General features: G+C 67.5%; 29 protein-coding genes and 2 tRNA genes. 18 read left to right on the top strand and 13 right to left on the bottom strand.

Annotated features, from left to right (window positions below):
- Nucleotides 1–4: 4 nt before the first annotated feature.
- Nucleotides 5–520, bottom strand: a complete 516-nt coding sequence (gene rcdA, locus AC07NC_RS12185; RefSeq protein ID WP_050771718.1) for a protease adaptor protein RcdA — start codon at nucleotides 518–520, stop codon at nucleotides 5–7.
- Between the two features lie 107 nt (nucleotides 521–627).
- Nucleotides 628–831, bottom strand: a complete 204-nt coding sequence (locus AC07NC_RS12190; RefSeq protein ID WP_008263967.1) for a DUF1192 domain-containing protein — start codon at nucleotides 829–831, stop codon at nucleotides 628–630.
- A gap of 91 nt (nucleotides 832–922) precedes the next feature.
- On the opposite strand from AC07NC_RS12190, the gene AC07NC_RS12195 reads away from it, so the two are divergent.
- Nucleotides 923–1,894 (top strand): NAD(P)H-quinone oxidoreductase, encoded by a 972-nt coding sequence (locus AC07NC_RS12195; RefSeq protein ID WP_494569703.1) that lies wholly within the window; start codon nucleotides 923–925, stop codon nucleotides 1,892–1,894.
- Here AC07NC_RS12195 and AC07NC_RS12200 read toward each other — a convergent pair.
- Nucleotides 1,891–2,526, bottom strand: coding sequence for a beta/gamma crystallin-related protein (locus tag AC07NC_RS12200; protein ID WP_291755359.1), 636 nt, complete (start codon nucleotides 2,524–2,526; stop codon nucleotides 1,891–1,893). The two genes, AC07NC_RS12195 and AC07NC_RS12200, sit on opposite strands and share 4 nt — an antisense overlap.
- Nucleotides 2,527–2,746: 220 nt before the next feature.
- On the opposite strand from AC07NC_RS12200, the gene AC07NC_RS12205 reads away from it, so the two are divergent.
- Nucleotides 2,747–3,412 carry a DUF1013 domain-containing protein gene (locus AC07NC_RS12205; RefSeq protein ID WP_008263868.1) on the top strand — a complete coding sequence of 222 codons (666 nt, stop codon included), beginning with the start codon at nucleotides 2,747–2,749 and terminating at the stop codon, nucleotides 3,410–3,412.
- A 109-nt stretch (nucleotides 3,413–3,521) separates the two neighbouring features.
- Here the strand turns inward: AC07NC_RS12205 and AC07NC_RS12210 are convergent, their stop codons facing one another.
- Nucleotides 3,522–3,695, bottom strand: coding sequence for a YdcH family protein (locus AC07NC_RS12210; RefSeq protein WP_494569704.1), 174 nt, complete (start codon nucleotides 3,693–3,695; stop codon nucleotides 3,522–3,524).
- Between the two features lie 115 nt (nucleotides 3,696–3,810).
- Between AC07NC_RS12210 and AC07NC_RS12215 the strand changes: the two genes are divergently transcribed.
- From AC07NC_RS12215 to AC07NC_RS12250, 8 genes are all read left to right on the top strand, one after another.
- On the top strand, nucleotides 3,811–4,410 hold the full coding sequence (locus AC07NC_RS12215; RefSeq protein ID WP_050771658.1) for a UbiX family flavin prenyltransferase: 600 nt from the start codon (nucleotides 3,811–3,813) through the stop codon (nucleotides 4,408–4,410).
- The gene (locus AC07NC_RS12220) at nucleotides 4,407–4,892 is read left to right on the top strand and encodes a TIGR02444 family protein (protein ID WP_494569705.1); all 486 of its coding nucleotides are present in this window, start codon (nucleotides 4,407–4,409) and stop codon (nucleotides 4,890–4,892) included. Before AC07NC_RS12215 ends, AC07NC_RS12220 begins: the two co-directional genes overlap by 4 nt.
- A gap of 36 nt (nucleotides 4,893–4,928) precedes the next feature.
- Complete coding sequence (locus tag AC07NC_RS12225) at nucleotides 4,929–5,153, top strand: YdcH family protein (RefSeq protein ID WP_008264154.1); 225 nt, start codon at nucleotides 4,929–4,931, stop codon at nucleotides 5,151–5,153.
- A gap of 64 nt (nucleotides 5,154–5,217) precedes the next feature.
- Nucleotides 5,218–5,838, top strand: a complete 621-nt coding sequence (locus tag AC07NC_RS12230; protein ID WP_494569706.1) for an SAM-dependent methyltransferase — start codon at nucleotides 5,218–5,220, stop codon at nucleotides 5,836–5,838.
- A 146-nt stretch (nucleotides 5,839–5,984) separates the two neighbouring features.
- Nucleotides 5,985–6,620 carry a M23 family metallopeptidase gene (locus AC07NC_RS12235; RefSeq protein ID WP_494569707.1) on the top strand — a complete coding sequence of 212 codons (636 nt, stop codon included), beginning with the start codon at nucleotides 5,985–5,987 and terminating at the stop codon, nucleotides 6,618–6,620.
- 68 nt (nucleotides 6,621–6,688) lie between these two features.
- On the top strand, nucleotides 6,689–8,575 hold the full coding sequence (locus AC07NC_RS12240) for a CocE/NonD family hydrolase (protein ID WP_494569708.1): 1,887 nt from the start codon (nucleotides 6,689–6,691) through the stop codon (nucleotides 8,573–8,575).
- A 75-nt stretch (nucleotides 8,576–8,650) separates the two neighbouring features.
- Complete coding sequence (locus tag AC07NC_RS12245; protein WP_035310679.1) at nucleotides 8,651–9,601, top strand: ABC transporter ATP-binding protein; 951 nt, start codon at nucleotides 8,651–8,653, stop codon at nucleotides 9,599–9,601.
- Nucleotides 9,598–10,956 carry an ABC transporter permease gene (locus AC07NC_RS12250; RefSeq protein ID WP_494569709.1) on the top strand — a complete coding sequence of 453 codons (1,359 nt, stop codon included), beginning with the start codon at nucleotides 9,598–9,600 and terminating at the stop codon, nucleotides 10,954–10,956. The genes AC07NC_RS12245 and AC07NC_RS12250 overlap by 4 nt, the downstream gene beginning before the upstream one ends.
- A gap of 101 nt (nucleotides 10,957–11,057) precedes the next feature.
- Here AC07NC_RS12250 and rpsU read toward each other — a convergent pair whose 3' ends face one another.
- Nucleotides 11,058–11,318 (bottom strand): 30S ribosomal protein S21, encoded by a 261-nt coding sequence (gene rpsU, locus AC07NC_RS12255; RefSeq protein WP_035310689.1) that lies wholly within the window; start codon nucleotides 11,316–11,318, stop codon nucleotides 11,058–11,060.
- 187 nt (nucleotides 11,319–11,505) lie between these two features.
- Between rpsU and AC07NC_RS12260 the strand changes: the two genes are divergently transcribed.
- On the top strand, nucleotides 11,506–12,165 hold the full coding sequence (locus AC07NC_RS12260) for a COQ9 family protein (protein WP_494569710.1): 660 nt from the start codon (nucleotides 11,506–11,508) through the stop codon (nucleotides 12,163–12,165).
- A gap of 141 nt (nucleotides 12,166–12,306) precedes the next feature.
- Here AC07NC_RS12260 and tuf read toward each other — a convergent pair whose 3' ends face one another.
- The 3 genes from tuf to AC07NC_RS12275 form a co-directional block, all read right to left on the bottom strand.
- Nucleotides 12,307–13,497 (bottom strand): elongation factor Tu, encoded by a 1,191-nt coding sequence (tuf, locus tag AC07NC_RS12265; RefSeq protein ID WP_008260274.1) that lies wholly within the window; start codon nucleotides 13,495–13,497, stop codon nucleotides 12,307–12,309.
- Between the two features lie 52 nt (nucleotides 13,498–13,549).
- Nucleotides 13,550–13,623: transfer RNA gene (locus tag AC07NC_RS12270), tRNA-Gly, on the bottom strand.
- A gap of 81 nt (nucleotides 13,624–13,704) precedes the next feature.
- A tRNA-Tyr gene (locus AC07NC_RS12275) sits at nucleotides 13,705–13,788 on the bottom strand.
- 148 nt (nucleotides 13,789–13,936) lie between these two features.
- On the opposite strand from AC07NC_RS12275, the gene rlmB reads away from it, so the two are divergent.
- The 3 genes from rlmB to AC07NC_RS12290 are packed head-to-tail and all read left to right on the top strand — an operon-like array spanning nucleotide 13,937 to nucleotide 16,000.
- On the top strand, nucleotides 13,937–14,821 hold the full coding sequence (gene rlmB, locus AC07NC_RS12280; protein ID WP_494569711.1) for a 23S rRNA (guanosine(2251)-2'-O)-methyltransferase RlmB: 885 nt from the start codon (nucleotides 13,937–13,939) through the stop codon (nucleotides 14,819–14,821).
- A gap of 31 nt (nucleotides 14,822–14,852) precedes the next feature.
- Nucleotides 14,853–15,674, top strand: a complete 822-nt coding sequence (locus AC07NC_RS12285; RefSeq protein ID WP_008262837.1) for a TerC family protein — start codon at nucleotides 14,853–14,855, stop codon at nucleotides 15,672–15,674.
- Nucleotides 15,671–16,000 carry a rhodanese-like domain-containing protein gene (locus tag AC07NC_RS12290; RefSeq protein ID WP_494569712.1) on the top strand — a complete coding sequence of 110 codons (330 nt, stop codon included), beginning with the start codon at nucleotides 15,671–15,673 and terminating at the stop codon, nucleotides 15,998–16,000. The genes AC07NC_RS12285 and AC07NC_RS12290 overlap by 4 nt, the downstream gene beginning before the upstream one ends.
- Here the strand turns inward: AC07NC_RS12290 and AC07NC_RS12295 are convergent.
- Nucleotides 15,997–16,344, bottom strand: a complete 348-nt coding sequence (locus AC07NC_RS12295) for a carboxymuconolactone decarboxylase family protein (protein ID WP_494569713.1) — start codon at nucleotides 16,342–16,344, stop codon at nucleotides 15,997–15,999. The genes AC07NC_RS12290 and AC07NC_RS12295 overlap by 4 nt on opposite strands.
- 44 nt (nucleotides 16,345–16,388) lie before the next feature.
- Between AC07NC_RS12295 and AC07NC_RS12300 the strand changes: the two genes are divergently transcribed.
- Nucleotides 16,389–16,721 carry an ArsR/SmtB family transcription factor gene (locus tag AC07NC_RS12300; RefSeq protein ID WP_050771659.1) on the top strand — a complete coding sequence of 111 codons (333 nt, stop codon included), beginning with the start codon at nucleotides 16,389–16,391 and terminating at the stop codon, nucleotides 16,719–16,721.
- Between the two features lie 89 nt (nucleotides 16,722–16,810).
- On the opposite strand, the gene metG is transcribed toward AC07NC_RS12300, so the two are convergent.
- From metG to AC07NC_RS12315, 3 genes are all read right to left on the bottom strand, one after another.
- Complete coding sequence (gene metG, locus AC07NC_RS12305; protein WP_494569714.1) at nucleotides 16,811–18,511, bottom strand: methionine--tRNA ligase; 1,701 nt, start codon at nucleotides 18,509–18,511, stop codon at nucleotides 16,811–16,813.
- Between the two features lie 88 nt (nucleotides 18,512–18,599).
- Entirely contained in the window at nucleotides 18,600–19,949 is a 1,350-nt protein-coding gene (locus AC07NC_RS12310; protein WP_494569715.1) for an MATE family efflux transporter, read from the bottom strand.
- A 51-nt stretch (nucleotides 19,950–20,000) separates the two neighbouring features.
- The gene (locus tag AC07NC_RS12315; RefSeq protein WP_035311052.1) at nucleotides 20,001–20,399 is read right to left on the bottom strand and encodes a DUF1489 family protein; all 399 of its coding nucleotides are present in this window, start codon (nucleotides 20,397–20,399) and stop codon (nucleotides 20,001–20,003) included.
- 95 nt (nucleotides 20,400–20,494) lie between these two features.
- Here AC07NC_RS12315 and AC07NC_RS12320 point away from each other — a divergent pair, with 95 nt between their 5' ends.
- Nucleotides 20,495–20,785: a putative quinol monooxygenase gene (locus AC07NC_RS12320; protein ID WP_292150569.1), complete on the top strand. Its 291-nt coding sequence runs from the start codon at nucleotides 20,495–20,497 to the stop codon at nucleotides 20,783–20,785.
- Here AC07NC_RS12320 and AC07NC_RS12325 read toward each other — a convergent pair.
- The gene (locus AC07NC_RS12325; RefSeq protein WP_494569716.1) at nucleotides 20,782–22,746 is read right to left on the bottom strand and encodes an acetyl/propionyl/methylcrotonyl-CoA carboxylase subunit alpha; all 1,965 of its coding nucleotides are present in this window, start codon (nucleotides 22,744–22,746) and stop codon (nucleotides 20,782–20,784) included. The two genes, AC07NC_RS12320 and AC07NC_RS12325, sit on opposite strands and share 4 nt — an antisense overlap.
- Before the next feature lie 203 nt (nucleotides 22,747–22,949).
- Here AC07NC_RS12325 and AC07NC_RS12330 point away from each other — a divergent pair, with 203 nt between their 5' ends.
- On the top strand, nucleotides 22,950–23,561 hold the full coding sequence (locus AC07NC_RS12330; RefSeq protein ID WP_008259957.1) for a TIGR02466 family protein: 612 nt from the start codon (nucleotides 22,950–22,952) through the stop codon (nucleotides 23,559–23,561).
- A 59-nt stretch (nucleotides 23,562–23,620) separates the two neighbouring features.
- Entirely contained in the window at nucleotides 23,621–24,541 is a 921-nt protein-coding gene (locus AC07NC_RS12335) for an alpha/beta hydrolase (protein ID WP_494569717.1), read from the top strand.
- The last annotated feature ends 358 nt before the right edge of the window (nucleotides 24,542–24,899 follow it).

Below are 24,899 nucleotides of genomic sequence, written 5' to 3' on the forward strand. Positions count from 1 at the left end.
CGCTTCAGCCCTTGAACGCGGCTTCCAGCAGGCCGTGCTGGCTCAGCACGGGATTTTGCGGCTGCTCTTCCTGGACGTCCAGATACATGCGGCGGTCCAGATATAGCGCCCGGTCGAACAGTTTTTCGGACCGGACCAGATATTCCACCAGGGCGATGGGCAGTTCGGCGTGGCTGGGTTCGCTCTCGATCTTGCGGTCGTTCAGGCGATAACGCGGCTCGCAGGCGGCGTCCGGCGTCATGTCATCCTCGCGCACGGCCCGCTGGACCAGCAGCCACGAGGCGATCTGCATCAGGCGCGTGGTCAGCTTCATGCTCTCGGCGGCATAGGCCAGGGCGGCGGCGCGGGACAGCATCTTGGAATCGCGGCGCCCCTCCCCGTCCAGATAGGCGGCGGTCTCCTCGACCAGCTCCATCCCCTCGCGGAAGGTGCGGTCGAACAGTTCCGAGCGGGCGAAGTCCTGCACCTTGCGACCGCGGTCGGCCTTGGAGCCCGTGCTCTGGGTGTCGCTCAGGGTCATGGTGGACATCATCATCGAGAGTGGACGCTTGTTCTGACTTTGGGCAAGGACGGCGCCCGTGTCGTCAGGACTGCAACCGTCATGCCACGGTTTCGATCCTTGCGCGATCACGCTCCAAATTTGAACAGGGCGTCGGCGGCGCTCTTCTTGGATTTCTTGCCTTCTATGGCCGAGCGGGCGCGCTGTATCTCATGGTCCAGCGCCTCGATCCGTTCCTCGAGGTCGTCGATCGAATAGAGGTCCAGATCTTCGCGCCCCAGGGCCGTCAGGGCCTCGCCGCGCCGGGGGCGGGGTTCGATATCCTCGAACATCGTCGTCGCCTTTCTTCATTCTGCCATGGCCGCGCGCGGCCGGGGCGCCTATCTGAACGCCCGGACACGGACGATTGCAAGCGGAGCGACTATGCGGGTCATCGAGATCGAAGGCGGTTCAGGACCGGCCGAGGCGCTGCGGCTGGCGGACCGGCCCGACCCTGTGGCCCGCGCCGGCGAGGTGATGATTCGGGTTCACGCGGCGGGAATCAATAGGCCGGACCTGTTGCAGCGAAATGGCGTCTATCCGCCGCCGCCGGGGGCTTCGGACATCGTGGGGCTGGAAGTCGCCGGCGAGGTCGAGACCGTGGGCGAGGGCGTGACGCGCTGGGCCGTCGGCGACCGGGTCTGCGCCCTGCTGGGCGGGGGCGGTTACGCCGACAGGGTCGTGGTGGACGCCCGGCATCTGCTGCCGATCCCGGACGGACTGGACTATGTGCAGGCGGCGGTCCTGCCCGAGACGGTCTTCACCGTCTTCGCCAATGTGTTCGAGGCGGGCGGGCTGAAGGCGGGCCAGACGCTGCTGATCCACGGCGCGACCAGCGGCATCGGCGTCACCGCCATCCAGATGGCCAAGGCCGCCGGCGCGACGGTGATCGCCACCTCGCGCGGGGCGGACAAGACCGCCGCCGCACGCGCCCTGGGCGCCGACGTCAGCCTGGACGCCAAAACCGACGATCTGGCCGCCGCCATCGCCGAGGCGGGCGGGGCCGATGTGGTGCTGGACATGGTGGGGCGGGACTACGCCGAACTGAACCTGAAGGCGCTGAAGGCCGGCGGGCGCTGGGTGGTCATCGCCTCGCTGTCGGGGTCCAAGGTCGAGATCGACCTGATGCGGGTGATGCTGAAACGACTGGTGCTGACCGGCTCGACCCTGCGCAGCCGTTCAGCCGACGAAAAGGCCCGGTTGACCGCCGCCGTGGAGGCGACGGTCTGGCCCTGGGTGGTCTCGGGGGCGGTCCGGCCGCCGGTGCAGGCGACCTTCCCGCTGGAGCGCGCCGCCGACGCCCATCGCGCGCTGGAGGCGGGCGATCACGTCGGCAAGTTCGTGCTGACGGCCTAGTAGCGACCGCCCCGCACCGGGCGCATCGACGAGATGCTGTCGTTGAAGCCGCCGCTCAGATTGCGGATGTCGCCCTCGACGATACGGCAACGGCCCCGGAACTCGGCGTCGGTGCAGACTTCCCACCGCCCCTGGACGCGCACCGAACTGATCCGGTCATTGAAAGGCGTGCGGCCCAGGTTGCGGTCCTCGCCGACGAATTCCCGCGAGGCGCCGCGGAAGTTCGAATTCTCATAGACGGTGATCGAAGACCGGCCCCAGCCGCCGCCGTTCCACCCCCCGCCGTGGCCGCCGTTCCAACCGCCGCCATTTCCGCCGTTCCAACCACCCCCATTGCCGGGCCCGCCGCCGGGCCGATCGGGCTGGCGATCCTCGTAGTCGCCCCGGAACCGGCCGCACACCAGCAGGCCGTTGTCGTTGTTGATCTCCTCATCGCCGCAGCGCGCCAGCTCGATCGAGGTGCCGCGAATCTGGCCGCGCATGTCGCGACAATCGGCGTACAGGCGGCCCCGGTGCGTATAGGCCTCGGTGCAGGACCGGGCGTAGCTGCCGCGCGGCGCGACCCGCTGGGCGGTGATGTCCTGGCCCGAAGCCAGGGCTGCGGCCATGGCGGCCCCAAGCAGAATGGACATGATGTTTCTCCTCTCCCGAAGGCGAAAGCCTCGACTACCGCGAAGGTTGCCTCGGCGCACATGAACCGTGGCTGTACGTGAATGTTCGGCGGCGTTTTCTTTTCGGGCGAATAGGCCTATATCGAAACCATAAGCGCCCGGTCGAAAGGCCGGGCGCCGTCGTATCCAACGCCAGCCGAACCCCCATTCGGCGGCCCCACCATTCCGGGACGAACGCCCCATGAGCGACATTCTTATGCCGAAGGCCACTGCGGTCTGGCTGGTCGACAACACCTCCCTCAGCTTCGAGCAGATCGCCGATTTCTGCGGCCTGCATCCGCTTGAAGTGCGCGGCATCGCCGACGGCGACGTGGCCCGCGACATCCGCGGCGTCGATCCCGTCACCGGCGGCCAGCTGACCCGCGAGGAACTGGACAAGGCCCAGGCCGACGAGAACTATCGCCTGAAGGCCATCGTCAGCCGTCACGCCGAACTGATGAAGTCGGCCAAGCCTGCCCCCAAATACACGCCGGTCTCGCGTCGCCAGGACCGTCCGGACGCCATCGCCTGGTTCGTGCGCAACCACCCGGAAGTGACCGACGCCCAGATCGCCAAACTGCTGGGCACCACCAAGTCCACGATCGAAAGCGTGCGCAACCGCACCCACTGGAACAGCGCCAACATCAAGCCGGTCGATCCCGTCACCCTGGGCCTGGTCGGCCAGCTGGTGCTGGACGAAATCGTCAAGAAGGCCGCCGACAAGAAGACCAAGGACGACCTGAAAAAGGGCGGCGGCACCATCCAGCCGGTGGAGGAAGTCGAGGCCGAACCCGAGTTCGTGCCGGAAGCCCGCCAGCGTCCCGGCGCCGAACCGACCGCCGCGTCGGTGTTCGGCACCAAGGACTGAGACGCGTCGCCTCCTCCCATCGCTACGCGACAGGGCGGAGGCAGAACGAAAAACGGCCCCGGAGATCGCGCTCCGGGGCCGTCGTCGTTTTCGGGAGGTCGAGCGCCCCTTAGTGGGCCCGCGCCTCCAGACTGGTGATTTCTTCCTTCAGCCGGAGCTTCTTCTGCTTCAGCTCCCTGACCTGCAACGTGTCCACGGACGGACGGGTGAGCTCCTTCTGGATGGTCTCATCCAGGGTGCGATGACGATTACCCAGTTCGCGAATACGAGCCTCGATGGTCATGGCTTGCGCCTCCGTAGGTTAGGGACCAGTAGAGTGAGCGCCCGGTTCGGCAGGCTGTGGAATCACATTCCAGTGACAGCCGGTCTCGCCGGACCCACGGAGGCTGACCCTTAAAATGGTCCATGATGTGAACGGAGCCATACGGAACCCTCCTTATCGGCTGGTCGTAGGAATTTCAGGGGCTTCCGGAGCGATTTATGGCGCACGGGTGCTGGACGCCCTGAAGGATCTCGGCGTCGAGAGCCATCTGGTGGTGTCCAAGGCGGCCCTGCTCACATTGTCGCAGGAGACGGATTTGTCGCCTGCCGAGCTGACCGCCAAGGCGACCGTCGTCCACAAGATGGCCGACGTCGGGGCCACCATCGCGTCGGGGTCGTTCAAGACCCTGGGCATGATCGTCGCCCCCTGTTCAGTGAAGACGATGAGCGAGATCGCCACCGGCGTGACCTCGTCCCTTCTGACCCGCGCCGCCGACGTGACCCTGAAGGAACGTCGGCCTCTGGTGCTGATGGTGCGCGAGACGCCCTTCCATCTGGGCCATCTGCGGACCATGACGGCCCTGACCGAGATGGGGGCGATCATCGCCCCGCCCCTGCCCGCCTTCTACGCCCGGCCGGCGTCGATCCTGGAGATGGTGGACCAGTCGGTCGGCCGGTCCCTGGACCTGTTCGGCCTGGACTGGAGCGCCGTGCGGCGCTGGGAGGGGCTCAAGTGACGGCCGCTCAATCCACACCCCTGTGGGACTGGGCGGTCGCCGCCTATGGCGCGCCGGGCGTCAGCGAGGCCTGTGTGGCCTTGCAGGACAATCATGAGCAGAACGTGCCGGTCCTGCTGTGGTCCGCCTGGATCGCGGCCACGGGTCGCAATCCGGACGCCGAGACCATCGAGGCCGCCTGCGACACCGCTCGCGCCTGGGACAGCGTCGTCGTGGCGCCGCTGCGCGCGATCCGCCGCACCCTGAAGGCGCCGATCCCCGACATCGACGACGAACCCCGCCAGGCCGTGCGCGACCGGGTCAAGGCGCTGGAGCTGCTGGCGGAGCGACACCTGCTCGAGGCCTTGGAGGCCCTGGCGTCGGAGGCCCCGACAGGCTCGCCTCGCCCCTTTGTCGAGGCCCTGGTCGCGACGGCGCGGGTCTGGGCCCAGGTTACGCCGCGTCCCGCCCTGATCCGGCTGGCCGACGCCCTTCCGGCCTGAGACGCCGGTGGCTATAATCGTTTCGGGGATTGCACGATGAATGACGACGTTCCGGAATACAGCGAGGAAGAGGCGGCGCTTCACGCCCGCGTCAAACTGCTGCGCCTCGAACATTCTGACCTTTCCGCCTCCATCGACGCCCTGACCGAAGCCGCCGTTCCCGACCAGCTGATGATCGCCCGGCTGAAGCGCAAGAAACTGGCTATCAAGGACGAGATCGTGAAGATCGAGGACCAGATCCTGCCCGACATCATCGCCTGACCCTTCGGCGGATTGCGCCGGGCGCGGAATGTTGATAACGACTCGCAAAATAACGAGGGCGATCATGGCGACTGCAAGCACCGGCTGGGACGCGCGCTATGCCGCGACCGACGACTATGTGTTCGGCACGGCCCCCAGCCGCTTTCTGCTGAACCACGCGAAGGCTCTGACACCGGGCAGTCGGATTCTCGCCCCCGCAGACGGCGAGGGTCGCAACTCCGTGTATTTGGCGTCTCTGGGTCACGATGTGGTGGCGACCGACATCTCGCCATCCGGCCAGGACAAGGCGCGAAGCCTGGCTCGCGAAGCGGGCGTGGAGGTGGATTTCAGGGTGCAGGACCTGCAGGACTGGGCTTGGCCCCAGGCCGCCTATGACGCCGTGGTCGCTGTCTTCATCCAGTTCGCCGCCCCTGATTTCAGACACCAGATTTTCGAGGGCATGAAGAGGGCCGTCAAACCCGGCGGCTTGATCCTGCTGCACGGCTACACCCCGCGCCAGATCGAATACGGCACCGGCGGTCCGCCCCAGGTGGACCACCTCTATACGCCGGAGCTGTTGCGCCAGGCCTTCGGGGATTTCGAGATCGAGACGCTGGACGCTTATGACGCCGATCTTCACGAAGGTTCGGGCCACCATGGCCGCTCGGCCCTGATCGATCTGATCGCACGCCGTCCCCTGGGCTGACGCTCTGCGACCATCCGCCGCCAGACGACGGCCCAAAAGTCGCCCCAGCCGCCGGGCATAAGCCGGCCTCCCCTGGGACGGCCGCCGCGAGATCGCGCCGCCGCGCCTTCAAATCCAGAGCGTGAATACGCTGGAGACGCCGCCGAATGCGACGCCTGCTGACCGACGCGCCCCTGGCGCGCTGCAAGAGCCTTCTGATCCACTCCGGCCAGACGGTCGCCTTCGCCGCCGTGGCCGTGCTGGCCGCCGCCGCCGCCCCCGGCGTGACGCGCGAGACCCCGCCGCCCGTCCTGGCCGCCGCCCCCGTGGCCCCGCCGGTCAAGGCCCAGGTCGAGGCGCCCGGTCCGGTGATGCGCCAGATCGTCTTCTCGGCCCCGGTGCGCGGCTATGCGATCAACTCGCCCTATGGCCTGCGCAAACTGGCGATCAAGGCCCGGGCCCGCGCCCACAAGGGCGTCGACATCGCCGCGCCCAAGGGAACGACCGTCTTCACCGCCGCCGAGGGCCGGATCGTCCGCACCGGCTATGACGCCGGCGGCTACGGCAACTTCATCGAAGTCCGCCACCCCAACGGCCTCAGCACCGTCTATGGCCATCTCAGCCGCATCGACGTGGCCAGCGGCGACGCGGTCACGCCCGGCCATCGCATCGGCCTTGTCGGCTCCACCGGCTATTCCACCGGTCCCCACCTTCATTTCGAGGTCCGCCGCAACGGCGGCCAGGTGAACCCCACCAAGGTCATGGGCCGACATTTCGACGTGGCGGTGAAGGCCAAGGCCTGAGCCTGAGCAATCCGTTGCGACGCGGGCCGAGATCGTCCTAACCTCCCCTTTCTGTGGAGGGACTGGATATGAACAGATTTGTCGCCGCCGTTGTCGCGGCCGCCTTGTCAGCCGCCCCCATCGCCGCCTCGGCCCAGAACTACAACCGCTACAGCGACGCGGCGGCCCAGTCCGAACTGTCCCGCATCGCCGATGTCGAGATGGCGGTGATGGTTCCGATGCGGGACGGGGTGGGCCTGGCGACCAACATCTATCGGCCCAAGGGCGCCAAGGGCCCCCTGCCCACCGTCTTCGTCAGAACGCCCTATAACGAACTGGCCTACAACGCCCGCTCGACGCGCAGCGCCCTGACCTGGGTCAGCCGGGGCTACGCCCTGGTGATGCAGAACGAACGCGGCCGCTACTTCTCGCAGGGCGATTACGAGATCCTGGGCTATCCCCAGACCGACGGCTATGACGCCCTGACCTGGATCGCGGCCCAGCCCTGGTCGAACGGCAAGGTCGGCACCCTGGGCTGTTCCTCCTCGGCCGAGTGGCAGCTGGCCCTGGCCGCCCAGAACCACCCGGCCCACGCCGCCATGGTGCCCCAGGCGTCCGGCGCCGGCATCGGCAAGGTCGGCCGGTTCCAGGAACAGGGCAACTGGTACACGGGCGGCGTGCCCCGCAACCTGTTCTTCGTCTGGCTGTACGGCGTGGACAATCCGCAGCGGGCCCAGATCCCCGGCGATATCGATCAGGAAACCCGCGCCCGGATCGTCCGCTACAACGACCTGGACGCCGAGAAGCCGGACGTGAACTGGCCCAGCCAGATCCGCCACCTGCCCGTCAACGAGATGATGAAGGACCTGGGCGAGCCGCCGGCGACCTTCGAGGCGTTGATCGCGCGGACGCCGGATGATCCGGCCTGGCGCGAAGGGGGCCTGTATCACGACGACATGGGCTGGGGCGTGCCGTCGCTGTGGTTCAACAGCTGGTACGACGTCTCCATCGGCCCGAACATGGAGCTGTTCAACCACGCCCGTTCCACCACCCAGGACCGCGAGGCGGCCGAGAACCAATATGTCGTCGTCGGACCGAACAACCACTGCGCCTTCGGCGGCCTGGGGCCGAACTTCCGCTCGGGCGACCGGCCGCTGGGCGACGCCAGTTTCGACAGCGACGCCCTGGTCGCCGCCTGGTTCGACCGCTGGCTGAAGGGCGAGGCCCGCGCCTTCCCCGCCACCACCCCGCATGTCCAGTATTTCAACATGGGCGAAAACAGGTGGCGCACCGCCGCCCAGTGGCCGCCGCAGGGCGTCAAGACGGTGCGGATGTATCTGCGCTCGGGCGGCGAGGCCAACAGCCTGAACGGCGACGGCCGCCTCAGCCTGGAGGCGCCGCCCGTCGGCGAAGCGGCCGACCGCTATCGCTATGACCCGATGAACCCGGTCCAGACCATCGGCGGCGGCGACTGCTGCAACGGCGGCCTGGTCACGGCCGGCGCCTTCGACCAGCGCCCGATCGAGGCGCGCAACGACGTGCTGGTCTATACGTCCGAGCCGTTGACCGCGCCGATGCAGGTGACCGGCTTCATCGATGCGGTGCTGAAAGTCTCGTCGTCGGCGCAGGACACCGACTTCGCCGTCAAGCTGGTGGATGTGGCGCCGGACGGGACGGCCTATATCCTGGGCGACACCATCATGCGGGCGCGCTACCGCGACGGCTATGCGCGGCCGACGCCCCTGGTCCCCGGCCAGGTGGCGACGGTGCAGCCCACGCCGATGACGATCAGCAACACCTTCCAGCCGGGCCACCGGATCCGCGTGGAGGTGACCAGCTCCAACTTCCCGAAGTTCGTCCGCAACCTGAATACGGGCGGTCCAAACGAGACGGAAACCCAGGGCGTGATCGCAGACAACGCCATCCACCACGCGGGCGAGGACGCCTCCTATATCGACCTGCCCGTCCTGAAGTAGGGGCGCGACGCCGAAGCGGCTGGCCTGAACCGCTTCGGCCTTGCTAGGCTGACTGCAACTGTGGGGGGAGACGAGATGACGGCGGCGTTGACGCTGGAGAGCGTAAGCAAGCGGTATGGCGGGTTCGACGCCGTGCGCGATCTCAGTTTTCAGGTGCCCAAAGGCTCGATCTGCGGCTTTCTGGGCCCGAACGGGGCGGGCAAGACCTCAACCCTGCGGATGATCCTGGGGCTGCAGGAGGCGACCGCGGGGCGGATCGATATTCTGGGCGCGCCCAATGGGCGGCTCGTGCGCGACCGGATCGGCTTCCTGCCCGAGGAACGCGGCCTCTACAAGAAGATGACCCCGGTCGAGGCCATCGCCTTCTTCGGCGCCCTGAAGGGCCTGCCGATGAACGAGGGCAAGAAGCGCGCGAAACTTTTGCTGGAGCAGCAGGGCCTGGGCGCGGCGCAGAAGAAGAAGATGAAAGAGCTGTCCAAGGGGATGGCCCAGAAGGTCCAGCTGATCGCCGCCGTGGTCCACAAGCCCGAGTTCGTCATCCTGGACGAGCCCTTCTCGGGCCTGGACCCGATGAATCAGCAGGGACTCGAAGAGATGATCCGGGGGCTGGCGGCGGACGGGGCCACCGTCCTGTTCTCCACCCATGTGATGCAGCACGCCGAACGGCTGTGCGACAAGGTCGTGCTGCTGGCCCGGGGCAAGAAGGCGTTCGAAGGGTCGGTGGACGAGGCCAAGGCCACCTCGCCGCGCTTTCTTGATCTGGACGGCGCCATCACGCCCGAGGCTGCGGCGGCCTTGCCCGGCGTGGCGGGGGTCGAGACCCTGTCCGACACGGACGGGGTGCGGCGGCTGAAGATCGCCCTGGCGCCCGGCGCCGGCGGCCAGGAGACGCTGAAGGCGGCCTTCCTGAACGGGCTGGACGTGCGCGGCTTCGCCCTGAAGGAGCCGACCCTGCACGACGCCTTCATCGGCCTGACCGGGGACAATCCCGATCAAGCCGTCACCCTTTCGGAGGCGGTCCAATGAAGCGCACCCTGCTGATCGCCCGGCGCGAATATGTCGCCTACGCCAAGACCGTGGGCTTCTGGCTGTCGCTGCTGGCCTTGCCGTTGTTCGCCGTGCTGGGCGGCGGCATTCCCCTGCTGATCCAGTCGGCCGAACCGATCAAGGCCGTGGCCGTCGTCGAGGACGGTCCGACCGCCACGGGCCTGGCCGCCGCCGTGCGGGCCTCGCTCCAGTCCGATCTGGACCGTCAGAACGAGCGTCTGCGCGAAGCCGCCGAAAAGGGACAGGCCGGTGCCGGCCGCGCCGTCGCCTCCATCAGCGGTCCCAAGATCCGCCTGGTCGCCCCGCCGCCCGCCATCGCCGAGGCGACCGGCCCGGCCCGCGACGCCGCCATCAAGACGGCCCTGGACAAGGAGACGCCCAAGGACCGCCGCCTGGACGCGGTCGTCTTCCTGAGCCGCGTCGACGGCAAGCCCGCCGCCCAGGTCTGGACCGGCCGCGCCAATGACAACGACGTCTCCGGCTTCATTCGCGGCGCCCTGCGCGACGCCCGCCGCACCGAACTGCTGACCGCCGCCGGGGTCGCCCCGGCCGTGGCCCAGGAGGTGCAGAGCTTCCGCCCCGAGGTGAAGGCCTTCTCGCCCAACGCCGCCAGCGGGGGCGAGGTCTCGATGCGCGACCGCATCCCCTCCTTCATCGGCCTGGCCGCCGGCTTCCTGCTATGGTCCCTGGTCATCACCGGGGCCTCCATCCTGCTGAACAGCGTGATGGAGGAGAAGTCGAACAAGATCCTGGAGGTCCTGCTGTCATCGGCCTCGGCGACCGAGATCCTGACCGGCAAGGTGCTGGGCGTGGCGATGCTGACCCTCAGCGTGCTGGTGGTCTGGGGCGGGATCGGAACGTTCGGCCTGCTGTCCGCCTCGCCCCAGACGGCGGCGACGGTCGGACAGGTGCTGATGCACGACGGCCTGGTCTTCTATTTCATCGCCTATATGGTCGGCGGCTATCTGATGTACGCGGTCCTGTTCGCGGCCATCGGCGCCTTCTGCGAGACGCCGCGCGACGCCCAGACCCTGATGGGACCGATCATGATGATCCTGGTCGTGCCCATGCTGGTCATGCAGATGGCCCTGACCAGTCCCGACGCGCCGGTGGTCAAGGTCCTGTCGTGGATTCCCTTCTTCACCCCCTTCCTGATGAGCGCCCGCGCGCCCAGCGATCCGCCTCTGGTCGAGATCGTCCTGACCCTGATCGGCATGTTCGCCACCGCCGCCCTGATGGTCTGGATCGCCGGCCGCGCCTTCCGGGCCGGCGCCCTGTCGGACGTCAAACTGAGCTGGAAGAGCTTCGGCCGGGCGATCACCGGCCGGGGGTGAGGGCGCGACGCGGTCTCCTCCCCGCTTCGCAGGGATGAGACAAAGAAAAAGGCCGCCTCCTTGCGGAGGCGGCCTTGAATCTTTTGGCCTGAGCCTGAGCCTTAGCGGCTGCCGCCAGCGGCGCCGGGGCCGGGAACCCGCGGCTTCGGCGGGGGCAGCAGGCCTTCGCGCTGAGCGCGCTTGCGGGCCAGCTTACGGGCGCGGCGGACAGCTTCGGCCTTTTGACGGGCGCGCTTTTCCGACGGCTTTTCGTAATGCACGTGGCGCTTCATTTCACGGAAGCTGCCTTCGCGTTGCATCTTCTTCTTGAGGGCTTTCAGCGCTTGATCGACGTTATTATCGCGAACGAAAATCTGTACCAGGTTGAACTCTCCTTTGGCCGCCCGCCGCGTCCTGTGAGGGAGACGGGCGAACAAAATAAAATTGTCTTCCGAAAGTCGGGCTCCCGGATGAAGGCGCGCTGATACACGAGCCGCCCCATTCTGTCCAGTTCGTCGCAACCATTCTTCGAGGCTCGAAAGCCCGATGAGACGGGCGTATGATCCGCCCATGACACAGAACGACGATTGGGCCGACCGGACCGAACAGACCGTGCTGGATGCGGCCGTCGCGCGCGCCCCCGCCCTGGGCTGGAACGCCCGTCTGGTGCGGGAAGCCTGCGAGGCCTGCGGCCTGTCGCGCGGCGACGAGGAACTGCTTCTGCCCAATGGCGCGCGCGATCTGGCCGCCCTGTTCTCGCGCCGCCATGACGCCCGTGCGCTTGAGGCCCTGGGCGTAGTCGACGCCAAGTCCTTGAAGATACGTGAGAGAATCGCCCGCGCCGTGTCCGAGCGGATGGAGGCCGGCGCCGCCGACCTGGAGGCGACCCGTCGCTGCGCCGCCTTCCTCGCCCTGCCGACCAACGCCGACCTGGGGCTGAAACTGGCCTGGGAGAGCGCCGACCACCTGTGGCGCTGGGCCGGCGACGAGACCACGGACTGGAACCACTATTCCAAGCGCACCATCCTGTCGGGCATCCTGATCCCCGCCCTGACGATGCGCTGGTTCGACGGTCGCGCGCCGGCCGAGGCCTTCGTCGCCCGCCGAATCGAAAACGTCATGGCCTTCGAGAAATGGAAGGCCGGCAAGGATTTCGAGGCGCCGTTCCGCAGGGTGAGCGACGCCCTGAGTCGGATGCGCTACGGGGCGAAGGACCAGCCGGCGTCCTGATTCGCGCGTCGGCCGCGCCAAAGCCGCCAGCCTCCGCCCCACAGCAAAACGGCCCCCGGATCGCTCCGGGGGCCGTTCTGTTAGGCGACGACATCCGTCTGGCCTCAAGCAGCGCGTGAGCGCGTTAGGCCAAAAGAATGATTACTCGATGATCTTGGCGACGACGCCGGCGCCGACGGTGCGGCCGCCTTCACGGATGGCGAAGCGCAGGCCCTGGTCCATGGCGATCGGGGTGATCAGTTCGACGTTCAGCTCGGCGTTGTCGCCGGGCATGATCATTTCGACGCCTTCCTTCAGCTGCACGATGCCGGTCACGTCGGTCGTGCGGAAGTAGAACTGCGGACGATAGTTGGTGAAGAACGGGGTGTGACGGCCGCCTTCTTCCTTGGTCAGGATGTAGGCTTCGGCCAGGAACTTGGTGTGCGGGGTGATCGAACCCGGCTTGCACAGAACCTGACCGCGCTCGACGTCTTCGCGCTTGGTGCCGCGCAGCAGAACGCCGACGTTGTCGCCCGCTTGACCTTGGTCCAGCAGCTTGCGGAACATTTCGACGCCCGTGCAGGTCGTCTTCTGAACCGGACGGATGCCAACGATTTCGACTTCTTCACCGACCTTGACGATGCCTTTTTCGACGCGGCCCGTGACCACGGTGCCGCGGCCCGAGATCGAGAAGACGTCTTCGACCGGCATCAGGAAGGGCAGGTCGACCGGACGTTCCGGCTGCGGGATATAGGCGTCGACGGTTTCCATCAGGGCCAGAACGCGCTGTTCGCCGATTTCCGGGTTCACGCCGTCGGTCGCGGCCTTGGCCGAACCCTTGGTGATCGGAATATCGTCGCCCGGGAACTGGTACGAGCTCAGCAGCTCGCGCACTTCCATCTCGACCAGCTCGAGCAGTTCTTCGTCGTCGACCAGGTCGACCTTGTTCATGAAGACCACCAGGGCCGGCACGCCGACCTGACGGGCCAGCAGGATGTGCTCGCGGGTCTGCGGCATCGGGCCGTCAGCGGCCGAAACCACCAGGATCGCGCCGTCCATCTGCGCCGCGCCGGTGATCATGTTCTTCACATAGTCGGCGTGGCCGGGGCAGTCGACGTGGGCGTAGTGACGGTTGGCCGTCTCATATTCCACGTGCGCGGTGTTGATCGTGATGCCGCGCGCCTTTTCTTCCGGCGCAGCGTCGATGTCCGCATAGGCCATCGCCTTGGCGCCGCCAGCCTTCGCCAGCGTCATCGTGATCGCCGCCGTCAGCGTCGTCTTGCCGTGGTCAACGTGGCCGATCGTGCCGATGTTGCAGTGCGGCTTCGTGCGTTCGAACTTTTCCTTGGCCATGGCCAAACTCCTGATGGCCCGGGTTGAGGGGCGCGATGCTGATCAAAAAACCTGGAGCGGGTAGACGGGATCGAACCGACATCCTCAGCTTGGAAGGCTGCTGCACTACCATTGTGCTATACCCGCGCGGAGACTGCGGAAGTTCTTGGGGAACGCCGCAGCCGGTTCCTCTCCGTCGTCCTGATCCATCGTATCCGTCAAGGCGCGTGGTGGGGGAAGAAGGACTCGAACCTTCGAAGCTTACGCAGGGGATTTACAGTCCCCCCCCTTTGCCACTCGGGACATTCCCCCAGCGCGCCTTGTCGAACCGATGGACCCCTCGTTCCGCCCTTAATCAAGCGGGACGAAACAAAAGCCTTCGGCTTGTCGCCTCCTCTAGGATAGAGGGGGCGCCCAGACCCGAAAGCCCTTGGGGCTCCAAATCGGAGGGCGTCTTATAGTGTCGTCGAAAACAGAACGCAACGACCGTAAAAGCGGTAAAAAACCGGTCTTCGGAAACCGGTCTTCCGGCCCGCGCGAAAAGGGGCAAAAGCCCGTCGCACAAGGCTTTTCCAGCCGCGAGGAGTCCCCTCGCGCGCCCCGTCCGGCGGACCGGAGCAAGTCCGACGCCGATAATTTTCTCTGGGGCCGTCATCCGGTCCTGGCCGCGCTGGCGAATCCCGCGCGTCGCGGCATGGGCCGGTTGCTGGCCACGGCCGAGCGCGCCGCCGAGATCGAACAGGGCCAACTGGCCCACGGCCACAAGATCGAGGTCGTCGAGGTTCAGGCCCTGACCCGGATGCTGCCGGCCGGCGCCGTCCACCAGGGCCTGGCCTTCAAGGTTCAGCCGCTGGAGGGCGTTTCGCTGGAAGAGCTGGCCGAGCCGGCCCAGGGCGTCATCGTCATGCTGGACCAGCTGACGGATCCCCAGAACGTGGGCGCCATCTTCCGCTCGGCCCTGGCCTTCGGCGCGCGGGGAATCGTCGTCCAGGACCGCCACGCCCCCGCCCTGGCCGGCGCCCTGGCCAAGGCGGCGGTCGGCGCGACCGAACGCCTGCCCCATGCGCGGGTGACCAATCTGTCGCGCGCCCTGGAGCGACTGGCCGATCTGGGCTGGCGCGCCGTCGGCCTGGACGGCGCCGGCGAACAGACGCTGGAAGAGGCGCTGGACCGCCAGCCGACCGTTCTGGTCATGGGCTCCGAAGGCGACGGCATCCGCCGCCTGGTGGCCGAACACTGCGATGTCCTGGCCAAGATCCCCATGCCCGGCGGATTCGAGAGCCTGAACGTCTCCAATGCGGCCGCCGTCGCGCTTTATGAGGCGACGCGCGCGCAACGCGGCTGACAGACGGCCGCACCGGCGTTAAGGAGCGGAAATGGAATTTCTCTCGTCTCCCGAACTCGCCAGCCAGGCCACGGCGCTGGGCCAGGTCCTGCTGATGGACCTGGTCCTCGCCGGCGACAACGCCGTCGCCGTGGGCCTGGCCGCCGCCGCCCTGCCCCAGGATCAGCGCAAGAAGGCCATTCTGATCGGTCTGGCCGCCGCCGTCGTCATGCGCATCGGCTTCGCCCTGATCACGGTCCAGCTTCTGGCCCTGGTCGGCCTGCTGCTGGCCGGCGGTCTGCTGCTGCTGTGGGTCTGCTGGAAGATGTGGCGCGAACTGCAGGAGCAGCGCACCCACGACCAGGCCGAGGCGGAGAAGGAGCTCGAGCTCGCTATGAGCATCGAGCACGGCACCGGCCCCTCGCCCGAAGAACTGGGACTCAAGCGCAAGTCGTTCGGCGCCGCCCTGCTCCAGATCATGGTCGCCGACATCACCATGTCGCTGGACAATGTGCTGGCCGTCGCCGGCGCCGCTCATGAACATCCGTGGATCATGGTCTTCGGCCTGATCCTGTCCATCGCCCTGATGGGGGTGGCGGCGACCTTCATCGCCAAACTGCTGCACCGTTTCCGCTGGATCGGCTATATCGGCCTTGTCGTGGTTCTGTACGTCGCCCTCCACATGATCTGGGACGGCGCCCGCCAGGTGGTGGTCCGCACCGGCAATATGGATGAGTTCAACGCCTCGGCCCCGGCCTTCATCGAGATCAGTCCCGAGGAAGCCGCCAAACACCTGGGCCACAAGCGCACCGAGACCAGCCCGACCCCGGCCCCGGCCGAACCCGCCGCGCCTGCGCCGACGCCCGCGCCATGACCGTCGCCACGGTCGATGTCGAAATGGCCGCCGCCTGGCTGCGCGCGGGCGAGGCCGTTCTGATCGACGTGCGTGAGGCGGATGAGTTCGCCGCCGCCCGCATCGACGGCGCGATTCTGGCCCCCCTCAGCGCCATGCCCGCCGCCTGGGAGGCGCTGGACCTCCCGGCGGATCGCCGGATCATCGTCATGTGCCTGCGCGGCGGCCGCAGTCACCAGGTCTGCGCCTTCGTCGGCCCGACCGGCCCCGAGGGCCAGCCCCTGTTCAACCTGACCGGCGGCATCCAGGATTGGCGCGCCGCCGGTCTGCCGATCGTCGAGGCCTAGGCCGCTTCGGGATACTGGTCGAACGCCCTCAGGGCGTCGGCCGCGTACATCAGGGCCGGCCCGCCGCCCATATAGACGCACATCGCCATGGCCTCGGCGATCTCGTCGCGCGTGGCTCCCAGATCCTTCAGCGCCTTGGCGTGGAAGCCGATGCAGCCGTCGCACCGCTGCGTCACCCCGATGGACAGGGCGATCAGTTCCTTGGTCTTCTTGTCCAGCGCCCCCTCGGCCGTGGCCGACTTCGCCAGTTCCGAAAAGGCCTGCATCGGCCCGGGCTGCAGCCGGCGCAGTTCGCCGATGTAGGTCGAGATGTCGCGGGTCAGCGCCGCATAGTCCTTGGCCATGACAGCCTCCTTCTCAATTCATATTTTTACGATATGAGACGAGCATGGAATGTAAAGACGCCTTGACGGTGAAATTGTCCCACGCGCTTCCGCAGCGCGTGGACGACGCCTCCGCCTTTCTGAAGGGTCTGGCCAATCCCCACCGGCTGATGATCCTGTGCGCCCTGGCCCAGGGCGAGCGGAACGTCTCGGCCCTGATCGCCGAAACGGGCGTGGCGCCCGCCTCCATGTCGCAGCATCTGTCCAAGCTGAAGGACGAGGGGGTGGTGGATTGCCGCCGCGACCACCGCACCCTGACCTATTTCATCGCCCATCCCGCGACGATCCAGATCATGGCCGTGCTGTACGACCATTTCTGCGCGCGCGACGACGCCTGACCGGGCGCGGCTTTAGCGCCGCGCCCGGGGCGCTCAAGCGTAGAGTTTAATCCGTTGTCCCTGCCTTCAGGGGGAACCGGACGTTCGGCTTAGTCCGCCCCGCCGAACCGTTCGGACCATTCGGCCACCTGGGCGTCCTCGATCTTGGCGAACAGAACGCCCTGGGCCGCCACGGCCTGACCGACGGCCAGGCTGTTCAGCACATCCTCGTCAGCCCCGGGCCAGCTCAGGTCGCTGGACCCGACCGACGCCGCGATCTTCTCGGCCGAGAAGGGCAGGATCGGCGCCGCCAGACGCGCGAACAGGGCCACCAGATTTAGCCCGGTCCGCACACCCACCGCCGCGCGGTCGCGGTCGGTCTTCAACGCCGTCCAGGGCGCCGCGACCTGCAGATATTCGTTGCCCAGCACCCAGACGGCGCGCAGCGCGGACGCGGCCTTGCGGAACTCCATGGCCTCGAACTGTTCGGTCGCCTCGGCGATTCCCGCCTTGATGTCGGCTTCCAGCTGGATCTCGACCGGACCCGCCTCGCCGCCCTCGGGCACGACGCCGTCGAACTTGGACTCGGCGAATTTGACGATCCGGTTGACGAAATTCCCCAGCACATCGGCCAGATCCTTGTTGGTCGAGGCCTGGAAATCCTCCCAGGTGAAGGCCGAGTCCGCGTGTTCCGGCCCATAGGCCGTCAGGCGCCAGCGCCAGTAGTCGGCCGGCAGCAGTTCCAGCGCCTGGTCCATGAAGACGCCGCGCTTCTGGCTGGTCGAGAATTTCCCGCCGTACCAGTTCAGCCAGTTGAAGGCCTTCAGCTGATCGACCGTCTTCCACGGCTCGCCCGAGCCGATGATGGTCGCGGGGAAGCTGACGGTGTGGAAGGCGACGTTGTCCTTGCCCATGAACTGAACATAGCGGACGTCCTCGGCCCCTTCATCCAGCCGCCACCAGTCGCGCCACGATCCGCCGGTCGCCTCGGCCCATTCCTCGGTCGCGGCGATATATTCGATGGGGGCGTCGAACCAGACGTAGAAGACCTTGTCCTCCATGCCCGGACGCGGGAAGCCGTCCTTCAGCACCGGCACGCCCCAGGCCAGGTCGCGGGTGATGCCGCGGTCGATCAGCCCCTCGTCCAGATGCTTGTAGGCGATGGACTTGGCCAGCACCTGCCAGCCGCTCTTGCCGTCGACCCAGGCGCGGATCTGAGGCTCGATCCTGGTCTGCAACAGATAGAGATGGCGCGTGTCGCGCACCTCCAGGTTCTTGGAGCCTGACACCGACGAATAGGGATCGATCAGGTCGGTCGGATCCAGCAAGCGCCCGCAGTTGTCGCACTGGTCGCCGCGCGCGCCGACATGGCCGCAGTGCGGGCAGGTGCCCTCGACATAGCGATCGGGCAGAAAGCGGGCGTCGTCGATCGAATAGATCATCCGATCCACCCGCTCCTCGATCAGGCCGTTCTTCTCCAGGGCCTCGGCGAAATGCTGGGTCAGGCGATGGTTCTGCGGGTTGGACGACCGGCCGAACCAGTCATAGCTCAGGCCGAAGGCCTGGCCGGCCGCCTTCTGGATCTCGTGCTGCTCGTCGCAATAGGTGCGCACGTCCTGGCCGGCGGCGGCGGCGGCCAGCTCGGCCGGGGTGCCGTGCTCGTCGGTGGCGCAGATGTAGAGGACCTCATGCCCCTGCGCCCGCTTGAACCTCGCCCAGACGTCGGCCGGCAACATCGAGCCCGCCAGATTCCCCAGGTGCTTGATGCCGTTGATGTAGGGCAGCGCCGAGGTGATGAGGATGCGGGCCATGATCGTCCAGGAGTTCGGGGAAGCGCAGGGATATAGAGAGCGGAAGCGGCGACGTCACCTCTCCCTCCCCTACATGGGGACGGAGATTCTATGGCAGGCGCCGCGCCACCCTGACGAACCGCCCGGTCAGCAGGACAGACGAGGCCAGGCTGGCGATCACCACCGCCCAGACCAGACCGTCGACGCCCATCCGGTGCGCCAGAATCCAGCCCAGCGGCATCATCACCGCCCCATAGGCCACGAAATGCATGATCGTGGGCCACCAGACGTCGCCCGCCGCCCGGTTCGCCTGGGCCGCCACCACCTGGATTCCGTCCGCGACGAAGAACAGGGTCGCCAGCACCAGGGCCGGGGCGGCGATGGCCAGCAGGACCGGATCGCGATTGTAGGCGCCCACGATCAGATGCGCGCTGGGCCACACCAGCAGGGCGACCACGAAGGTCATGGCGCTGACCACCCCCAGCCCGACCAGACCCGCCCGCAACACCCCTCGCCCGTCGCCCGCCCCATAGCTGCGGCCCACCAGCACCGCCGTCGCCGACGACAGGCCCATGGGCAGCATGAAGACGATGGCCGAGACGTTCAGCACCACCGCCCAGGCCGCCGTCTCGGCGGCGCCGATCTGGCCGGCGAAGAAGGTGAAGCCCGAAAAGGCCCCGACCTCGATGAAATAGGACGCGCCGGCGCCCAGGCCGACCTTGACCTGTTCGCGCGCCGCCTTGGGGTCGCGTTCGGGCTTGTCGAAGATACCCAGCGCCCGCGCCTCGGGCAGGCGCAGGATATAGACCACCAGGAAGATCGCCAGCGCCGCCCGCGCCCCGAACGTCGCCCAGGCCGAGGCGAAGGCGCCATCGAAGCCGATGCCCAGCAGGTCCGGCACCAGCACGATGTTCAGCGCCAGATTGACCCCGTTGGCGATCCACATGGCCACCATGCCGGGCTTGGGCCGCCCCAGGGCCTCCAGGAAGAACTGGCCCGTCACCGAGATCAGATAGAAGGGCATGGACAGGGCGAAGACCACTAGGGCCGGCCCCGCCCCCTCGGCCAGTCCGTCCTCCAGCCCGATCTTGCCCAGGCCCCAGGGACCGACGGCGATCAGGGCGATCATCGACACCACCCCGATCTGCAGCGAATAGGTCATGCCCCGCCTCAGCACAGACCCGACCGCGTGCCGCCGTCCCTCGCCCAGCATTCGCGCCGTCATCACCTGCACGCCCAGCATCAACCCGACCGCCGTCGTCACCACGATCGACGTCGGCGCCCAGGCCAGCGAATGAAACGCCAGTTCCTTGCTGGAGAAATTCCCCACCACGATGGCGTCCGTCAGCCCCATGGTCATGATGCCGATCCGCGCCAGGATCACCGGCCATGCCAGGTGCAGCAGGTCGCGAAAGGCGGAACGGGTCTGGAAACTGAGCGCGATCATCGGAGCCGGCACAGGCCACGCCCGACCGCCCCGGTCAACACCCAAAAACCGTGTGGCTCTGGCCTACCAGGCGCCCAGTTCGCGAAGCTGGCGCACCAGTTCCTCCGGCGCCTCGCCCGCGTCGAGGTCGGTCAGATCGACCGGCGCGTCCTTGGGCTCGAAATAGCGCCAGCCCTGGAAGGGCCGGCGCGCCATCGGCGCCGTGCGAACGACCTTGGGCTCCAGCGTGATCTCGCACCGGCTCTGCTTGCCCTCGCCCAGGGTGGCGATGTCGAGCACGCGCTGGCGGCAGACGATCACGCCCTTGACCACCCAGTACAGCGACCCGCCGTCCTCGATCTCGGGCGCGCGTTTCGGCGTCATCCGGGTATGGACCACCAGCGGCCCGCCCTTGGCCGCACGGGCCTCCAGCCAGTCGACGTCGGGAACCCCGACGCCCAGTTTGATCATGTGAAGCGGCATGGCGCCCACGTAGTCGCCCTTATCCGCCTTGGCCAGATTCTTTAACGACGAAGCCGGATCATGGCCCGCGCGCTACGGGACGCCACGGAACCAGTATGTACGGATTGATCACGCGCCTGACCGCATACCCGGGTCGCCGCGACGAACTCGCTCTGCTCCTGATGGACCCCGCCGTCAGGAAGCACGGCTGTCATTCCTATATCGTCGCGCACGATCTGGTCGACGCAGACGTCCTCTGGGTCACGGAGGTCTGGGCCGATCAGCCGACCCATCTGTCCTGGAGCGAGGATCTGCGTCAAAGCGGCGCCTGGCGCCCCATCTACGGCCTGATGGCCAAGATGGACGACTCGATCCTGACCCGGCCGCTGGGCGGTCTCGGGCTTTAGTCCGCCGCCTTCACCACCGCCAGCACGGCCGCCTCGACCACCTGATCGCCCACAGCCGCCACATGCTCGACGACCCCGTCGAAGGGCGCCGTCAGGGCGTGCTCCATCTTCATCGCCTCCAGCACCACGACCGGCTGGCCCTTGGCGACGACGTCGCCCGCCTTGACCGGCGCAGCGACGACCTTGCCCGGCATGGGGGCGCGAAGGGCGCCGTCGGAGACCGCCCCGGCCCCTGAGCCCACGGCGGCGCGATGCGGAGTCACCCGGCGCGCCTCGCCGTCCACGAACAGGACGAAGCCGTCGTCGATCACCTGATAGCCGAACAGCGCCTCGCCGGCCTGCACCTGGTCGAATCCGATCTGGGCCGTCCTTCCCTCGGCGCCGCGCCATCCCGCCTCGACCGGGGTCACGGCCCCAGACACGCCCTGGCCGTCCACATGCGCCCAGACCATCGTCTGAGCGGGCGCGTTCAGACGAACCCCATATGAGAGCCCCGGCTGGCCGCCCCAGGGGCTGAACCGGTCAGACCCGGCCGCCTCTCCATCGCTCGCCGCCTCCGCGATCAGGGTCAGGGCCGCCAGCGTCGCCTCGGCGCTCTCGTCAGGCTGCAGCGCCGCCTCCTCCGCCGCGATGAACCCCGTATCCACATCCCCCGTCACGAAGCGCGGATGGTCCAAACAGCGTTTCAGGAAGCCCGCATTGGTCTTGACCGGCCAGACCTCGACCTCGCCCGCCGCCTCGGCCAGCCGCGCCGCCGCCGCCTCGCGCGTGTCCTCATGCACGATCAGCTTGGCGATCATCGGGTCGTAGAACTGGCTGACCTCGCCGCCCTGTTCCACGCCGGTGTCGACGCGGATTCCTTCGGGCATGACGAAATGCTCCAGCCGCCCGATCGACGGCAGGAAACCGTTCGCCGGGTCCTCGGCATAGAGGCGCGCCTCCATGGCCCAGCCGTTCAGCTTGATCTGATCCTGCTTCAGCGGCAGGGGCTCGCCCGCCGCGACGCGGAACTGCCATTCGACCAGATCGACGCCGGTCACGCTCTCGGTCACCGGATGCTCGACCTGGAGCCGGGTGTTCATCTCCATGAACCAGATCCCGTCCGCCTTCAGCCCGTCCGAGGCGTCGGCGATGAATTCGATGGTCCCGGCCCCGACATAGTTGACCGCCTTGGCCGCCTTGATCGCCGCGCCCGTCACGGCGGCCCGCACGGCCTCGCTCATGCCCGGCGCCGGCGCCTCCTCGATCACCTTCTGGTGGCGGCGTTGCAGCGAACAGTCCCGCTCGAACAGATGAACCACATCCCCGTGCCGATCCCCGAACACCTGCACCTCGATATGGCGCGGGCGGGTGATGTAGCGTTCGATCAGCACCCGGTCGTCGCCGAAGGCCGCGGCCCCCTCGCGCTTGGCGCTGGCCAGACCGGCGGCGAAATCGGCCGGATCATCGACCCGTTTCATCCCCTTGCCGCCGCCCCCCGCGACCGCCTTGATCAGCACCGGATAGCCGATCCGCGCCGCCTCGGCCGTCAGGGTCGCTTCCGACTGGTCCGCGCCCTGATACCCCGGCGTCACCGGCACCCCGGCCTGGATCATCAGTTCCTTGGCCGCGTCCTTCAGCCCCATGGCCCGGATCGAGGCCGGGTCCGGTCCGATCCAGATCAGACCCGCCGCTGCAACAGCTTCCGCAAAGTTCGCGTTTTCGCTCAGGAATCCGTAACCGGGATGGATCGCCTCCGCCCCCGTCGCCTTGGCCGCCGCCAGCACCTTGGCGCCGTCCAGATAGCTCTCGCGCGCCGCCGCCGGCCCGATCCGCACCGCCTCGTCGGCCTCGCGCACATGCAGGGCCTGGGCGTCGGCCTCGGAATAGACGGCGATGGTGCGTAACCCCATCCGCTTGGCGGTGCGGAAGACACGACAGGCGATTTCGCCGCGATTGGCGACCAGGACGGACTTGAACATGACCCGGTCTTAGCCGGATCATACGCGCCTGCACAGCCGTTCTCCCTCCCTTCATGGGGAGGGACGGCGGAGCGCAGCGGAGCCAGGGTGGGGCGGTCATGGCCATTTCGCTCACGCCCTTTCGGGGCCCCACCCCGATCGCTCCTCCCCAAAATGGGGAGGGAGAGTTTCCGTCTCGCTCTAGACCCGCTATCCCCTCCCCCATGTCCCTGCGCCCCCTCTTCGTCACCCAGGTCTATGAAGCCTCCCTGGCCGAGGGCCGAGGCTGGGCCGAGTTCAACGAGCAACTGATCGACGTCGTCCGCATGATGGCCGAGGAGGATGCGGCCGGCCGCCGCTGGTGCCGCGACAACGCCTATCGCGGCTACACCTCCTACGCCTCGCTGAACGACCTGCCCCAGCGCTTCCCCGAGTTCGCCGAGTTGAAACGGCACCTCGACCGGCACGCCGTCGCCTACGCCAAGGCCCTGAATTTCGACCTGGCCCGCAAGCCCCGGCTCGACAATCTCTGGGTCAACATCCTCAAGCCCGGCGGCGGCCACACCAGCCATATCCACCCTCACGCCTTCCTGTCGGGCACCGTCTATATCGACATCCCTGACGGCGCCTCGTCGCTGAAACTGGAAGACCCCCGCCTGCCCTTCATGATGGCCCGACCCTCCGTCACCGAGGACGCGACCGAGGCCGAACGCCCCTTCGTCTATCTGACGCCCCGCCCCGGCACGATCCTGATGTGGGAAAGCTGGCTGCGCCACGAGGTCCCGACCAACCAGGCCAAGTCCGACCGCATCTCGATCAGCTTCAACTACGCCTGAGACGAACTTCCGCCCCATTCGGGCCTAGCCTGCCTGAGACGATGTTGGGGGATTTGGGAATGAAGGCCTTCGGTCTGGCGATCATGCTCTTGGCGGCGGCCGTCGCCCCGGCCTGTACGGAAAGGGCCGACGCCCAGTCGTCACCGGCCCCCTCCGCTGCGACCGAAGGCGCGCCCTATGTCTTGCAGGGAACCCAGGTCTGGACCGTGCCGGACCCCGTCTCGGGTCGCGACTATCAGGTCTTCGTCAGTCTGCCGGCCGATTATGACGCCCGTCCCCAGCGTCGCTATCCGGTCCTTTACGTCACCGACGCCGACTACGCCTTTCCGATCATTCGCCAGATCGCCCGCCGCGTGAATCTGGACGGTCCGGTTATCGAACCCTTCATCCTGGTCGGCCTGTCCTACGCCCGCGGCGACACCGGCGTGGTCAGCCGCAATCGCGACTACACCCCCACCCCGAACGGCCCCCGTCGCGCCCGCGACATGGTCCACGGCCAGGGTCCGGCCTATCAGACCTATCTGAAGACCCAGGTCCTGCCCTTCATCGACGCCCGCTTCCGCACCGCACCCGACCGTCGCGTCTTGCTGGGCCATTCCTACGGCGGCCTGCTGGGCGCCCAGATCCTGTTCACCGATCCCGGCCTGTTCCAGGCCTATGTTCTGGGCAGCCCGTCCTTCTGGTTCGACCAAGGCCACGTCATGACGATGGAGGCGGACTACGCCCGGACGCATCGCGACCTCCCTGCCGAGGTCTTCATGTACGTCGGGGCGTTCGAAGCGCCCGGCCCGAGTCCGCGCCATTCGACCGGCGCCGACATGGTCGCCGACATGCGGACTATGGAACGAGTGCTGAAATCGCGCGCCTATCCTCATCTGCAGGTCCGCTCGACCGTCCTCGCCGACGAAGACCACCTCACCGTCGCCCCCGTCGGCTTCACCCGCGCCCTGATGGCCGTACTCCCGGCGACAGACGAATAGGCCAGCGTCGCCCCAATTGAATGGCGCGCTGTCTCGGCCCCCCCCGTAGGGGTGGAGGGGCTCTTGACGCCCCACCAACGCTTCCGAAGCGTTTGCCCCCTCCGTCACGGCGCTTTGCGCCGCGCCACCTCCCCCAAGGGGGGAGGAATGTGAGCACCAAAATCCTCCCCCCTTGGGGGAGGTGGATCGCCGGCGAAGCCGGCGAGACGGAGGGGGCCCGAACGGCGCCAACTGTCACAATGACGCTGGTCCTGCCGTAACGATTCCAATCCCTTGTCAGTTTCTCGCCCCGACTTTCCCGCCAGGGTTTCCCCACCCCCTATAATCACGCCCGGTCTCGTCGCTTGGAGGGCTCGTA

Source organism: Brevundimonas sp. GW821-FHT10A07 (genome assembly GCF_059415785.1).

What these genes read in the sequence shown, in the direction of transcription:
- rcdA (WP_050771718.1), bottom strand. Translation starts at nt 520, where the DNA reads ATGACCCTGAGCGACACCCAGAGCACGGGCTCCAAGGCCGACCGCGGT.
- AC07NC_RS12190 (WP_008263967.1), bottom strand. Translation starts at nt 831, where the DNA reads ATGTTCGAGGATATCGAACCCCGCCCCCGGCGCGGCGAGGCCCTGACG.
- AC07NC_RS12195 (WP_494569703.1), top strand. Translation starts at nt 923, where the DNA reads ATGCGGGTCATCGAGATCGAAGGCGGTTCAGGACCGGCCGAGGCGCTG.
- AC07NC_RS12200 (WP_291755359.1), bottom strand. Translation starts at nt 2,526, where the DNA reads ATGTCCATTCTGCTTGGGGCCGCCATGGCCGCAGCCCTGGCTTCGGGC.
- AC07NC_RS12205 (WP_008263868.1), top strand. Translation starts at nt 2,747, where the DNA reads ATGAGCGACATTCTTATGCCGAAGGCCACTGCGGTCTGGCTGGTCGAC.
- AC07NC_RS12210 (WP_494569704.1), bottom strand. Translation starts at nt 3,695, where the DNA reads ATGACCATCGAGGCTCGTATTCGCGAACTGGGTAATCGTCATCGCACC.
- AC07NC_RS12215 (WP_050771658.1), top strand. Translation starts at nt 3,811, where the DNA reads ATGGTCCATGATGTGAACGGAGCCATACGGAACCCTCCTTATCGGCTG.
- AC07NC_RS12225 (WP_008264154.1), top strand. Translation starts at nt 4,929, where the DNA reads ATGAATGACGACGTTCCGGAATACAGCGAGGAAGAGGCGGCGCTTCAC.
- AC07NC_RS12230 (WP_494569706.1), top strand. Translation starts at nt 5,218, where the DNA reads ATGGCGACTGCAAGCACCGGCTGGGACGCGCGCTATGCCGCGACCGAC.
- AC07NC_RS12235 (WP_494569707.1), top strand. Translation starts at nt 5,985, where the DNA reads ATGCGACGCCTGCTGACCGACGCGCCCCTGGCGCGCTGCAAGAGCCTT.
- AC07NC_RS12240 (WP_494569708.1), top strand. Translation starts at nt 6,689, where the DNA reads ATGAACAGATTTGTCGCCGCCGTTGTCGCGGCCGCCTTGTCAGCCGCC.
- AC07NC_RS12245 (WP_035310679.1), top strand. Translation starts at nt 8,651, where the DNA reads ATGACGGCGGCGTTGACGCTGGAGAGCGTAAGCAAGCGGTATGGCGGG.
- AC07NC_RS12250 (WP_494569709.1), top strand. Translation starts at nt 9,598, where the DNA reads ATGAAGCGCACCCTGCTGATCGCCCGGCGCGAATATGTCGCCTACGCC.
- AC07NC_RS12260 (WP_494569710.1), top strand. Translation starts at nt 11,506, where the DNA reads ATGACACAGAACGACGATTGGGCCGACCGGACCGAACAGACCGTGCTG.
- tuf (WP_008260274.1), bottom strand. Translation starts at nt 13,497, where the DNA reads ATGGCCAAGGAAAAGTTCGAACGCACGAAGCCGCACTGCAACATCGGC.
- AC07NC_RS12285 (WP_008262837.1), top strand. Translation starts at nt 14,853, where the DNA reads ATGGAATTTCTCTCGTCTCCCGAACTCGCCAGCCAGGCCACGGCGCTG.
- AC07NC_RS12290 (WP_494569712.1), top strand. Translation starts at nt 15,671, where the DNA reads ATGACCGTCGCCACGGTCGATGTCGAAATGGCCGCCGCCTGGCTGCGC.
- AC07NC_RS12295 (WP_494569713.1), bottom strand. Translation starts at nt 16,344, where the DNA reads ATGGCCAAGGACTATGCGGCGCTGACCCGCGACATCTCGACCTACATC.
- AC07NC_RS12300 (WP_050771659.1), top strand. Translation starts at nt 16,389, where the DNA reads ATGGAATGTAAAGACGCCTTGACGGTGAAATTGTCCCACGCGCTTCCG.
- metG (WP_494569714.1), bottom strand. Translation starts at nt 18,511, where the DNA reads ATGGCCCGCATCCTCATCACCTCGGCGCTGCCCTACATCAACGGCATC.
- AC07NC_RS12315 (WP_035311052.1), bottom strand. Translation starts at nt 20,399, where the DNA reads ATGCCGCTTCACATGATCAAACTGGGCGTCGGGGTTCCCGACGTCGAC.
- AC07NC_RS12320 (WP_292150569.1), top strand. Translation starts at nt 20,495, where the DNA reads ATGTACGGATTGATCACGCGCCTGACCGCATACCCGGGTCGCCGCGAC.
- AC07NC_RS12325 (WP_494569716.1), bottom strand. Translation starts at nt 22,746, where the DNA reads ATGTTCAAGTCCGTCCTGGTCGCCAATCGCGGCGAAATCGCCTGTCGT.
- AC07NC_RS12330 (WP_008259957.1), top strand. Translation starts at nt 22,950, where the DNA reads ATGTCCCTGCGCCCCCTCTTCGTCACCCAGGTCTATGAAGCCTCCCTG.
- AC07NC_RS12335 (WP_494569717.1), top strand. Translation starts at nt 23,621, where the DNA reads ATGAAGGCCTTCGGTCTGGCGATCATGCTCTTGGCGGCGGCCGTCGCC.